General features: G+C 42.9%; 13 protein-coding genes. 8 read left to right on the plus strand and 5 right to left on the minus strand.

What is annotated here, in order from left to right:
• The first annotated feature begins 16 nt into the window (after positions 1-16).
• Entirely contained in the window at positions 17-1,018 is a 1,002-nt protein-coding gene (locus F4V45_RS07880; protein ID WP_150337789.1) for a L,D-transpeptidase Cds6 family protein, read from the plus strand.
• Positions 1,015-1,779, plus strand: a complete 765-nt coding sequence (gene fliP / locus F4V45_RS07885; protein ID WP_150337790.1) for a flagellar type III secretion system pore protein FliP — start codon at positions 1,015-1,017, stop codon at positions 1,777-1,779. The genes F4V45_RS07880 and fliP overlap by 4 nt, the downstream gene beginning before the upstream one ends.
• Here the strand turns inward: fliP and F4V45_RS07890 are convergent.
• A complete protein-coding gene (locus F4V45_RS07890) occupies positions 1,772-2,155 on the minus strand; it encodes a branched-chain amino acid transport AzlD family protein (protein WP_150337791.1) in 384 nt (127 codons plus the stop codon). The genes fliP and F4V45_RS07890 overlap by 8 nt on opposite strands.
• Positions 2,156-2,305: 150 nt before the next feature.
• Between F4V45_RS07890 and F4V45_RS07895 the strand changes: the two genes are divergently transcribed.
• Entirely contained in the window at positions 2,306-2,761 is a 456-nt protein-coding gene (locus F4V45_RS07895; protein WP_023930606.1) for a Dps family protein, read from the plus strand.
• Positions 2,762-2,826: 65 nt separating this feature from the next.
• Here F4V45_RS07895 and flgK read toward each other — a convergent pair whose 3' ends face one another.
• The 4 genes from flgK to F4V45_RS07915 all read right to left on the minus strand — a co-directional run bounded on the left by flgK (position 2,827) and on the right by F4V45_RS07915 (position 5,653).
• On the minus strand, positions 2,827-4,653 hold the full coding sequence (gene flgK, locus F4V45_RS07900) for a flagellar hook-associated protein FlgK (protein ID WP_023930607.1): 1,827 nt from the start codon (positions 4,651-4,653) through the stop codon (positions 2,827-2,829).
• A 10-nt stretch (positions 4,654-4,663) separates the two neighbouring features.
• A complete protein-coding gene (locus F4V45_RS07905; protein ID WP_150337792.1) occupies positions 4,664-5,104 on the minus strand; it encodes a hypothetical protein in 441 nt (146 codons plus the stop codon).
• A gap of 65 nt (positions 5,105-5,169) precedes the next feature.
• Positions 5,170-5,391 (minus strand): flagellar biosynthesis anti-sigma factor FlgM, encoded by a 222-nt coding sequence (locus tag F4V45_RS07910; protein WP_150337793.1) that lies wholly within the window; start codon positions 5,389-5,391, stop codon positions 5,170-5,172.
• Positions 5,392-5,464: 73 nt separating this feature from the next.
• On the minus strand, positions 5,465-5,653 hold the full coding sequence (locus F4V45_RS07915) for a hypothetical protein (protein WP_023930610.1): 189 nt from the start codon (positions 5,651-5,653) through the stop codon (positions 5,465-5,467).
• A 225-nt stretch (positions 5,654-5,878) separates the two neighbouring features.
• Between F4V45_RS07915 and F4V45_RS07920 the strand changes: the two genes are divergently transcribed.
• Genes F4V45_RS07920 through F4V45_RS07940 form a run of 5 tightly spaced genes read left to right on the plus strand, consistent with a single transcriptional unit; the run spans position 5,879 to position 11,101 of the window.
• Entirely contained in the window at positions 5,879-7,090 is a 1,212-nt protein-coding gene (locus F4V45_RS07920) for a peptidoglycan DD-metalloendopeptidase family protein (RefSeq protein WP_150337794.1), read from the plus strand.
• A gap of 2 nt (positions 7,091-7,092) precedes the next feature.
• Positions 7,093-7,695, plus strand: a complete 603-nt coding sequence (locus tag F4V45_RS07925; RefSeq protein WP_023930612.1) for an NUDIX hydrolase — start codon at positions 7,093-7,095, stop codon at positions 7,693-7,695.
• A gap of 44 nt (positions 7,696-7,739) precedes the next feature.
• Entirely contained in the window at positions 7,740-8,498 is a 759-nt protein-coding gene (locus F4V45_RS07930; protein WP_150337795.1) for a plasminogen-binding N-terminal domain-containing protein, read from the plus strand.
• A gap of 19 nt (positions 8,499-8,517) precedes the next feature.
• Positions 8,518-9,903, plus strand: a complete 1,386-nt coding sequence (locus F4V45_RS07935; RefSeq protein WP_150337796.1) for an FAD-linked oxidase C-terminal domain-containing protein — start codon at positions 8,518-8,520, stop codon at positions 9,901-9,903.
• A 34-nt stretch (positions 9,904-9,937) separates the two neighbouring features.
• Positions 9,938-11,101 (plus strand): CapA family protein, encoded by a 1,164-nt coding sequence (locus F4V45_RS07940; RefSeq protein WP_150337797.1) that lies wholly within the window; start codon positions 9,938-9,940, stop codon positions 11,099-11,101.
• Positions 11,102-11,190: the final 89 nt, after the last annotated feature.

Below are 11,190 nucleotides of genomic sequence, written 5' to 3' on the forward strand. Positions count from 1 at the left end.
GATGAGAAGGAAGTATATGAAGATTAAGCACTTTGTGATGGTGCTTTTTGGCTTTAGCGTGTTGCAGGGCTTTGATGCTGATACGGCTAGGATTGTCCAAACCTATCGCAGTGGCGATACAGAGAAAGTTACGCAGATTTTAGAGAGCTATTTACAGAAAAAGGACTTTTGGCTTAGTGTTTTGCAAGATAGACATACAGATTTTGGGTATTTTGAGGGGTATAAATATCTCTTTGTTTCGGATAAAAGTGTCCCAAATCTAGCCCTTTATACTATATCGCCAAAGGGGCAGCTTACTTTGGTTAAGGAGCTTCCAGCACTTGTGGGTAAAGGCAAGGGCGATAAGCGTTTGTCTGGGGATTTGACTACGCCACTTGGGGTGTATGACTTCACAGATAAGCTTACAAGGCTGCCGCCGTATTATGGACCTTTGGCGTATGCGACTGACTATCCAAATAATTACGACAAATCGCTTAAAAAAACAGGACACGGAATCTGGATCCACGGGCTACCGCTTGATGGCAACAGAGAAGAGCTTAACACAAAGGGCTGTATCGCTATTGAAAACAATGTCTTAAGCGATTTTGGCAAAATGGTGAATTATAAAGAGGCTTTGCTAATTTCTTATGAGCAGAATATCCACAAGCCCACTAAAGATGAGATAGCCCTGCTGCTAGCCCAGCTCTATGCGTGGCGTGCAGCGTGGATCGCCAATGATTTGGATAAGTATTTGTCCTTTTACTCTAAGGATTTTTCACGCCCAGATGGTATGAAGTTTAATGCCTTTACCAACTATAAGCGTCAAGTGTTTGCCAAAAAGGAAGATAAGGTCATAAAATTTAGCAATATTAGTGTCGTCCCATATCCTAATGAAGAGCATAGGCAGATGTTTCGCATTAGCTTTGCGCAGGACTATCGCGCCTATAAAAATGGCAAGCCAAGCTACACTTCTAGTGCGCAGAAGATTCTCTATGTCGTGTATGAAAACAGCACTATGCGCATTGTGAGCGAGAAATGATAGATTCTAGGGCTAGAATCTATCGGCGTTTGTGGGCTGTTTGTTTTATAGCGATTTTGAGCGTTGTTAGCGCGGGTGCTGCCCCTACTATCCCTACGGTTAATCTCTCTTTAAGCGCGCCAGATACTCCACAGCAGCTTGTAACTTCCCTTAATGTTGTGGTGGTTTTGACACTGCTAATTCTGGCACCTTCTCTTGTGCTTGTGATGACAAGCTTTATGCGGCTTATTATTGTGTTTTCATTTTTGCGCACAGCACTTGGCACGCAGCAGTCCCCACCCACACAGATTCTAGTGTCTTTGGCGTTAGTTTTGACATTTTTTATTATGGAGCCGATTGGGAAAGAAGCGTGGCAAGCAGGGGTCAAGCCCTATGTAGAAGAGCAAATTGGCTATGAAGAAGCTTATGAGCGATCTATCGAGCCCTTTAAGAAGTTTATGCTAAAAAACACGCGCGAGAAAGATTTGGCATTGTTCTATCGTATTCGGGGTTTGCCCAATCCACAAACAACAGCTGATGTGCCCATTACCATTGCGATACCTGCATTTATGATTAGCGAGCTAAAGACGGCGTTTATGATAGGGTTTTTGCTTTATTTGCCGTTTTTGGTGATTGATATGGTGGTAAGCTCAATCCTTATGGCGATGGGTATGATGATGGTGCCGCCGGTGATGATTTCGCTGCCTTTTAAGATTCTAGTATTTGTGCTAGTTGATGGATTTAACTTGCTAATAGGGTCGCTTGTCCAAGGCTTTAAATAACGGCTAGGAGAGTGTGGAGTATTTGTGTTTGCACAATTGCGGCATAGCCGATTGTCCCGCCTATGACGGCTAGCACGCCGACTTTGGTGAGAAGATAGATAGAAGCTGTTAGGATAAAACCGCACAATTCATTAAGCCCAAAAGGCGTATGCACAATATCCACAGAAGCGAAGCAATAGACAAGCAGCATACCTATCAGCGCAGGTGGTAGCACTTCGCCTAAGGTGATAAGGGACTTTGGTATAGCTCTTTTGCGAAATACGATAAAAGGCATAAATCTTGTGAGAAAAGTGCTTGCAAATACGGCTATAAGCACTCCTATACTATGCAAGATGGCTTGATGCTCAATGTATAAGTGGTGGAGTGTATCGCCCATAAATATACCCTTAGTAAAAATTGTATTATAGTAGAATCTATAAGAATATGCGCGATCAGGTGGCGTAGTGATTAAATAAATAATAAATTTTATAAAAATATTACTTTTTGAGAGTAGAATAAAGCCATCTCACACTTTAAGGAGTAAGTAATGAAAGAGAAGAAAAAGGCAGATAAGGTTGTTGAAAATCTACGAAAATTGCAGGCTGATAGCATTGTGCTTTATATGAAAGTGCATAATTTTCACTGGAATGTTAGGGGCAGTGATTTCCCGCAGGCGCATAAGGCATTAGAAGAGATTTATGAAAAGTTTGCCGATATGTTTGATGATCTAGCAGAGCGCATTATCCAGCTTGATGGCACACCTGTGGTAACACTTGCTGAGGCAGTTAAAATCTCTAAAGTCAAAGAAGAGACGAAAACAAACTTCACTTCAAAAGAGATTCTAAAGGAAGTCCTTAAGATCTACAACCACTTGCACGAAGATTTTGAGAGCTTGGCTAAGCTTGCCGACAAAGATGACGATAGGGTTACGGCTTCATATTGCGATGACAAACTAGCAGAGCTTGAAAAGGCTATTTGGATGGTGAATGCCCAGCTCTCATAAATCTCCTAGCCATTGCGCTTGATCGCAGTGGCTAGATTCTACTTGCCTTGGTGGCGAGAGTCCTGCTACTGCTTAATTCCAAGAAGTGTTTCTATCATTCTATCGATTGTTGTAATGACCTTAGCATTTGCTGCATAACCACCTTGAAACTTAATGAGATCCACCATTTCTTCATCAATGCTTACTTGTGTAATTGATAAATGCTCTTTCTTTGTGGCTTCATAGACAGACTTCTTGGTATCTAGGGTGCGCTGTGTTTCTTCTGTATCGGTAGCCACGCGCCCAGCGGCATACTGATAAAACTCGCTAATTTTCATTGTGGAGTTGATCTTAGTGCGCTTATTGTAGAAATCCACCTTATCGTATTGAAGCTGCTGCATCATATTTGCCACATCGAAATTCCCATTAATTGGCGTGAGCCACGGGCGTATATAGGTGGGGTCTTTTTCATACTCTCTGTTTAGGTGAATGTCTTTAGCACTATCTCCTTGGAGAAATTTGTTAATCCCCATTGCCCCTGTGAAATTTGTGCCATTATCCTTAATGCCCACATAGAATCCATCTGCTGGTCGCTTGGCTTCTACGACAAACTTTTTGACCACTGGATCAAAATGCGCACGGAAAAAATCATCAAAGTCGTTTGTGTCGTTATTGTCGTTATTATCATCGCTATTTGCATTGATTTGCCGCACAATATCGTGCATAGTTGTTACATTATCGATATAGATTCTTCTGCTGGTGATCACTTGTCCATTGGTATTGTAGGCTATAAGGTCAAAAGAGCCATTTTTAAAGTTGTAGCCAGAATCCTTGAGAGCCTGATTGCGCTCAAAAGTTACTTCTGATCCGATGAGCGAGTGGGCAGCTGACTGCGCATAGATGGCGTTTGTAGCCTCCATAAATCCTTGCGCAAAAGTATCAAGCAAGTCGATATAACGCTGGATATGCCCGACTTTTGTCCCATTGTAGCCTGTATTATAGAGATTGATTAGTGAGCCTGCTTTGCCTTCATTCATTTTGTCTGTAATATCCACATCTTTAAAGTCATAAGTGCGGTAATAGACTCGGTTTAGGTGCTCGGCATTGTTTTCTTTCTCTAAGGTCAGCGGGTGGAATGTGTAGCCATCTACGATATTAAACCCTTGCGCGACATTCATTACATAGTTTTCATCAAAATCAGCATTTCTAGGTGAAGTTAGAGAGTCTGTTCTCAAGTGCCCCTTAAATACCTTGCCCCCGATAATTTCAATCATATGATATTCATACTCATCGCGTCTATCGCGCAGCTCGTTTGCTTGCTTGTATTGTTTGGCATCTTCCATTTCACCTATTTTTTGATTAAGGTGGGCGATTTCAAACCCTAGTCGATTCGCTTCTTTTACAAGTGTTTCTAGATTCTCGCTTGCTTGTCTTTGTATGGCAGTAAGTTTTAGTCTCGTATCTCTAATATTTCTTGTTAAAACTTGCGTAGCTTCGGCGAGCACTTGCTTTTGTGCTGCGTCTTTTGGATTTTTAGAGAGATCTTTCCACGCATTAAAATATGTGCTTAAGTCATTGAAAATCCCCACCCCATCAACATCTGGAAAATGGGCTGAAATCTCCCGTAAAGTGTCAAAGCTATTTTGAAAAAATGCCGTTTCTGATCCGGCTTTTGTATAGCGATCAAACACAAAGTCATCGTGGATTCTGCGTATGGCTTGGACATCAACACCCCTGCCCATAATAAGCCCTTGATGCATAACAAGCGGCTTTTCAGGCTGCGCGATGACACGCTTTCGGCTATAAAATTCATCGCTTGCATTAGAGATATTGTTGCTTGTGGTATCCACCATAACTTGGTGGGCTTGCAAGCCTGTGTAAGAAGTGTTTAGTGAGGTGAGAATACCGCCCATATCTTGCTCTTTATGCTTGGATTTGTAGAAAGCTTGTGTGCTTAGGAGTAGTTATGCGCTTGTTTTCGCCATACGCTGGCAGGTCTTTTGGTATGAGCTTGTCCATAAGCGAAGTGAAAAACTCCGACACGGCAAACACCATACGCGCGTAGTCGCTATTTACTTTTTTGAGCTCATTGAGGGACTCTCGCATTACTCCAAACAAATCCACCGCTTCTTGCCCGATAACTTCCGCCATATTTTTTTGCGGTTCTTTTTCCATACAGGCGCGCACTTCTTGGTCTAGTAGGGCTTTTTTGACCTCAAATTCCTTAATGAGCGCGTCTTTTTTGACATTTCGCGCAAATATTTCATCGTGATCAGCGCGCTTAATGGCTTCTATGTCGAGTTTAGTATAGGATATGAGAGTGTTTAGGTCTTGTATGGCACCGTGTAAGTATTGAATCAGCATTGCTTAATCCTTCGCTACCCGCGCCAAGCCTAAGCCACGTGGCAAAGGAGAAGCAAGGCGGGTTTTTAGACATTAAGCAAATCTAGTGCCATTTTTTCAGAAGTTTTGCGTAGATCGATTTGGTAATCTTTATTTTCGATGGCCTCCTTGATTTGTGCGACTCTGTTTTGCTCTGTAACTTCTTCAATATCTTTGCTCTTGCGAGCTAGAATCCTGCTTTCTTCATCTCTATGTACTTGCGTACTAGAGCTGGCTGCTGCGATACTTGAGTTAATCGAACTAATCATCTTTCGCTCCTTGTTATAGATTCTTATAGGTCAATATCGACCTTTTGTGTGGGAATTTTAGCATTTTCTCCACTTATTTTATAGCTTTATTCAGCTCTTTTTGGAAACTTTCGACACTTGTGGCATCTTTTTTATGGCTTTGACCATTTTGGAACAAAGAAACATTTGGGTTAATGTGGTAGGTAAAAACACCGACAAACACCATCGCATAGCAAAAAAATATAAAGCAGATAGTGGGAAATATCCAAGTTCTCATATCCATACTAACACCTTTAAAAACACGACAGCACTTGTGTTTGATGTTTAAGATTGCTTGCGCAAGGGGGCATTATATAATAAACACCGCCAAAATATTTCAAGATTTCACAAAAATTCATTATAATTGTGGCTTTTTAGTCGAGTATCAGTCATAGCTATTTAAAAGTTGGTTCATTTGTATAGTGAGCGTATATAGCAAAGAGTGTGGCTTGTGTTGTTAAGGATTTTGATGATTTGTCTTATGGATATAAAAAGATGTGTGGTGGCTTTTCAAAAGGCTTGTGCTAGAAAGTTTGTGGCGTTGTGCTTGCTGTGTGCGTGTGGTGTTCAGTTTGGGTATGGGGCAGTTGGTGAGCGGTTAAGCTGGGGGAGCGGCTTGACTTTGCTGGGATTTTTTGAGCAAAATCTCATACCTTTGAAGCTGTATTACAATCTTTCACCACAAGATAAAGAGCTAACCGCAGAAGTGAAAGCCAATGCGACTTACTATACCTTGCGCAATGATTCTGGCGACCTGCTCCACGCACTTATCCCTATTAGTGATAGTGTGCAAATGCATATCTATAAGACAAAGGATACTTATAAGTTAGATTTTATCCCCATTATCGCATTTGCCAAAAGTCAAACTCTTGTTGTATCTGTGCAAAACTCTCCATATCAGGATATTATGAATGCAACCGCAGATATTTTGCTTGCTTCGGAGTTTTCTAATATTTATAGCAAGAGTGTTGCATCTCGCACTATGCACATTGGTGATAGATTGGCTATTGTGTTTGAGCGAGATTATCGTTTGGGCAAGCCTTTTGGGATTCCAAACATTCAAGCAGGTATGATTGAGACGGCTAAAAAGCAAAATTTCGTATTCCTGCACACAAATGGACACTACTACGACAATAATGCAAAGGAAATGGCTGGCTTCACGCTAGAAGTGCCCGTGCAATACACGCGTATTTCTTCTAGATTCTCGCACGGCAGAAAGCACCCTATTTTGAAGGTTGTGCGCCCTCATTATGGTGTAGATTATGTCGCTAAAGCTGGGACACCTATCCGCGCTGCGGCATCTGGGAAGGTTGTGTTTGCTGGGGTTAGGGGCGGCTATGGCAAGGTGGTGGAGATCGCTCACGAAGGTGGGTTAAAAACCTTATATGCACATATGCAGACCATTCATACGCGCCTAGGTGCTTATGTAAAATCTGGCACTATCATAGGCAGGGTAGGCAGCACAGGTATGAGCACAGGACCGCATTTGCATTTTGGTGTTTATAAATTCAACCAGCCAATCAACCCTCTGGGTAGAATCCGCACAGCCAAAAGCGAGCTTAGTGGTAAAGAAAAGAAAGAGTTTTTATCCGTAGCGCAGGGCTATCAGCAAGCTATAGATTCTGCCTTGCAGGCGAGTGATTTTAGTGCGCAGTCATTTTATCTTTTTGCTAAGGAGTAGCTATGAAAAAGTATTTTCTCTCTTCCCCGCTTCCTACACCTAAGATTACAGATTTGCGGCAAGATTCTTGCAAGGATTCTCGCTTCATTAAGCCTGTGCGTTTGTTTTATAAGCAAGATGGCATAGAGAAGAGCTGGGACATTATCCACTCGCACGATAGCGTTTCGATTATGCTCTATGAAGTTGATCTTGATGCATTTGTGATTGTTAAGCAGTTTCGCCCTGCGGTGTTTATGCGCAATAATGATGGCTATATTTATGAGCTTTGTGCTGGACTTGTGGATAAGTCTAAAAAAACTTTAGAAGAAATTGCAGCAGAAGAAGTGTTTGAAGAGTGTGGTTATGAGATTAGTGCTGATCGCTTGGAGAAAATTACGACTTTTTATACAGCGGTTGGGATTAGTGGTGCTAGACAGACGATATTTTTTGCCAAGGTGTCTAAAGATGATAAGCGTGCGCTTGGAGGCGGGATTGATGATGAGAAGATCGAAGTGCTTTACTTAAAGCGTGATTGCGCGCTAGCTTTTATTAGAGATGAGAGCTATCATAAAACTCCAGCACTAGGCTTTGCTATTAACTACTTTTTTGATCAGTATCAGTCGTAGTGGGACTTTGGCGGGGTGTGAAGATTAGATTCTTAAGGATTAGCGTGAGATATGTTTTTTGCGTAATGATTGTTGGCTGTTTGTGGGTTTATGGGCATTCGCTGCAAAATCCACTAAAACTTAGTATCCAATCTATTGATAAGCAAGCAAAGCTTGTGCAGCTCCCTGCTATGGATTTGAAAGTGGGTGAGAGCGGGCTTGTTTGGCATAGGTTTGATAGTAATTATGCAAGTGTGATTGCAGAAGTCGTAGTTGTTAAGGTAGATTCTGGTGTGGCATTTGCGGCATTGCAAGAAGATGGGGTGCTGGAGCAAAGGTATCTCCCATCTCCTACAAATGCCCCAGATGTTGGCGATGAAGTTTATTTCCGCACGCTAAATAATCGTGCTTTTATCATCGCACCTACACTAGAATCTTACGAGCAAGTGCGCAATGCGTATCCAAGCATTGAGTTTTTAAATTCTGATTTGATGGTGGCGTATTTGTTTGATATAGGGAGTTTTGATCCTAAGCCTGCGTTTTTGAATAAAGTATGTAGAATCTATAATGTAGGGTTGCTATTTGTGATCGCTACGCAATCGCTTAATGTGCTTGATTGTCAAAGCTTAGTGGTGCTAGAGAAGCACGCATTCTCCACGAGCGAGCTTGAGAGTGGCAGCACGATCGCGCCATTTTTTTCTAGGGTGCAGTATGCTTCTAGTGGATCGCTTGATGCAGCACTGCTCAAAAAGCACTCCAAACAGTATTTCCGCTACTATGACGCGCTAGTTGCACAGGGCAAGGCGTTTCTACAATCACCATAACTACACTAAGGGGTGTGCCATGCTAGAATCCACACATATACAGGCTTTGACACAGATTGTCGGTAAGGATAATTGCCACACAGACAAAGCGCATTTGCTTGCCTACTGCTATGATGCGACAAGGGAGAGATACGAGCCAGATGCGATTGTCTATCCGCGTGATGAAGCGGAAGTAAGCGCGATTTTACGCTACTGCAACACCCATAAAATCACCATTGTCCCCAGAGGTGCTGGGAGTGGCTTCACGGGTGGAGCTCTTCCAAGTAGTGGCGGTGTTGTATTGAGCTTAGAAAAGCACTTTAATGCGATATTAGAAATTGATGAGAAAAATCTCATCGCCAGAGTGCAGCCGGGCGTGGTGAATAAAATCTTTCAAAACGAAGTAGAAAAAAGAGGGCTTTTCTACCCGCCAGATCCTGCTAGCCAAGATTACAGCACGCTAGGGGGCAATGTGAGTGAGAATGCTGGGGGAATGCGCGCGGCAAAATATGGTATCACTAAAGATTATGTGCTTGCCTTGCGTGCAGTGCTGCCTAATGGCGATATTATCCGCGCGGGGAAAAAGACGATTAAAGATGTCGCAGGCTACAACATCGCTGGAATCTTAATCGCCAGCGAGGGCACGCTAGCAGTTATCACAGAGCTTACACTAAAGCTTATCCCTAAGCCCAAACACAAACGCTCAGCTATGGGCGTGTTTGCAAGCATTGAAGATGCGATGAATGCGGTGTATAGGAGTATGGCAAGCGGCATTACGCCTGTGGCTATGGAGTTCTTAGACCAGCTCTCAATCCAAGCAGTAGAAGAGCGATTCCATAAGGGGCTGCCAAAAGATGCGGGTGCGATTTTGATCACACAAGTAGATGGGGATTTGCCAGAAGTGTTAGAATCTGATTTGAGCTTGCTTCAAGCGCGCTTTATGGAAAATGGCTGCACGAAATTTGTCGTGGCTAAAGACTCTAAAGAAGAAGAAGACCTATGGTTTGCTAGAAGAAATGTAAGCCAGAGCATTACAGTCTATGGCAAAAAAAAGCTTAATGAAGACATCACAGTGCCGCGCTCTCGCTTGCCAGAGCTACTCGCTAGAATCCAAGAAATGAGCGAGAAATATGGCTTTAAGATTCCTTGCTTTGGGCATACGGGCGATGGCAATGTGCATACAAATGTAATGGTGCCAAACCCAGAGGACAAAGATGAGCTAGCTCGCGGCTATGCGTGTATTGAAGAGATTTTTGCTATTGCTGTGGAGCTAGAGGGCACGCTTAGTGGTGAGCACGGCATAGGGCTTTCAAAGGCTCCATTTATGCATCTAGCCTTTACGCAAGAAGAGATGAATTTATTTAAGGCGATTAAGCGGGCATTTGATCCAAACAATATCTTAAACCCGGGTAAAATGGGGTTATAGATTCTAGTTTGGGTTAGGCTGGGAGTAGTAGTAAATGCGGCAGAATCTACGCGCTTTTTGGCTATGTGCTGTTGTATTTGGCTTGCTTTGTGGCTTCCCGCTAGAATCTAGCGCAGCTAGCCACGAAGCCAAGCTGCCAAAAGCAAAGCGGCTTTTTACTCGAGCGCATTCTTTGTCGCTTGTGATGGCAGGCGATGCGCTTTTGCACGCACCTGTTTATAACGATGCCCAAAAGCTAGAATCTAGTAAAGTTGTTTATGACTTTGCCCCGATGTTTGCTCCTATCGCACCACTTGTTGCGCGCTATGACTTAGCCTTTTACAATCAAGAGACGATTTTAGGTGGTGTGGAGCTTGGGCTTAGTAGCTATCCATCTTTTAATTCTCCGCAGGAGTTTGGAGATTGTATGCTAAAGCTAGGTTTTAATCTAATCTCCCTAGCGAACAACCACACGCTAGACAAAGGTGAAAAGGGTGTGCGCGCTATGCTTGAGTATTGGCATAGGCAGGAAAAAGAGCGAGCGATTGCTATTGCAGGAAGCTATGTAAGCCAAGAAGATAGGGCAAAGCCTAGAATCTATGAGAAAAATGGCATTAGCTACGCGCTCCTTGCTTATACTTATGGGACTAATGGTATCCCTATCCCAAAGGGCAAGGAGTATCTTGTCAATGTCTATACCAAAGAAATGCTTGCACAGGATATAAAAGCACTGCGAGATAAGGTGGATTTACTACTTGTATCGATGCACTGGGGGATAGAGTATGACTTCACTCCAAGCAAGGAGCAACGAGAGCTGGCAGCATTTTTAGCAAGCCTTGGTGTGGATATTGTCATAGGCAATCACCCCCATGTAATCCAGCCTATTGAAAAAATCGGCAATACGCTTGTGATCTACTCCCACGGGAATCTTATCTCCGCGCAAAAGGGCACAAACAAGCGCGTGGGTATGCTCACTTCTGTGCGGATACATTTATTTGATACAAAAAAGCGCGAAGCTCTCCTTGCTAGGCAAAAGGCGGGGGAATTTGTGCCTAGGGTGTCCTTAAGCGATGTGCGTGCGGAATTGATCTACACACACCACGAAAATGGGAAAAACTTTAGAATCTATCCATTGCGCAAAGTAAATGATAAAATCCTGCCCAATGCCAAGCAAGTTTATAAAGATTACACAAAGATTCTTACGCAGGCGTGGAAATAGTGAGGGGTAGAATCTAAAGTGGCACTTTTTTTGCTTACATTTGCTATAATACAGGGATTTAGGGCGGTAAGCTAGATTTAGATTCTACA

Source organism: Helicobacter canis, assembly GCF_008693005.1.
In the GTDB taxonomy this organism is placed as follows: Bacteria; Campylobacterota; Campylobacteria; order Campylobacterales; family Helicobacteraceae; genus Helicobacter_B; species Helicobacter_B canis.

What these genes read in the sequence shown, in the direction of transcription:
- F4V45_RS07905 (WP_150337792.1), bottom strand. Translation starts at nt 5,104, where the DNA reads ATGCTGATTCAATACTTACACGGTGCCATACAAGACCTAAACACTCTC.
- F4V45_RS07940 (WP_150337797.1), top strand. Translation starts at nt 9,938, where the DNA reads ATGCGGCAGAATCTACGCGCTTTTTGGCTATGTGCTGTTGTATTTGGC.
- F4V45_RS07890 (WP_150337791.1), bottom strand. Translation starts at nt 2,155, where the DNA reads ATGGGCGATACACTCCACCACTTATACATTGAGCATCAAGCCATCTTG.
- F4V45_RS07915 (WP_023930610.1), bottom strand. Translation starts at nt 5,653, where the DNA reads ATGGATATGAGAACTTGGATATTTCCCACTATCTGCTTTATATTTTTT.
- F4V45_RS07895 (WP_023930606.1), top strand. Translation starts at nt 2,306, where the DNA reads ATGAAAGAGAAGAAAAAGGCAGATAAGGTTGTTGAAAATCTACGAAAA.
- flgK (WP_023930607.1), bottom strand. Translation starts at nt 4,653, where the DNA reads ATGGGCGGTATTCTCACCTCACTAAACACTTCTTACACAGGCTTGCAA.
- F4V45_RS07935 (WP_150337796.1), top strand. Translation starts at nt 8,518, where the DNA reads ATGCTAGAATCCACACATATACAGGCTTTGACACAGATTGTCGGTAAG.
- F4V45_RS07910 (WP_150337793.1), bottom strand. Translation starts at nt 5,391, where the DNA reads ATGATTAGTTCGATTAACTCAAGTATCGCAGCAGCCAGCTCTAGTACG.
- fliP (WP_150337790.1), top strand. Translation starts at nt 1,015, where the DNA reads ATGATAGATTCTAGGGCTAGAATCTATCGGCGTTTGTGGGCTGTTTGT.
- F4V45_RS07920 (WP_150337794.1), top strand. Translation starts at nt 5,879, where the DNA reads ATGATTTGTCTTATGGATATAAAAAGATGTGTGGTGGCTTTTCAAAAG.
- F4V45_RS07925 (WP_023930612.1), top strand. Translation starts at nt 7,093, where the DNA reads ATGAAAAAGTATTTTCTCTCTTCCCCGCTTCCTACACCTAAGATTACA.
- F4V45_RS07880 (WP_150337789.1), top strand. Translation starts at nt 17, where the DNA reads ATGAAGATTAAGCACTTTGTGATGGTGCTTTTTGGCTTTAGCGTGTTG.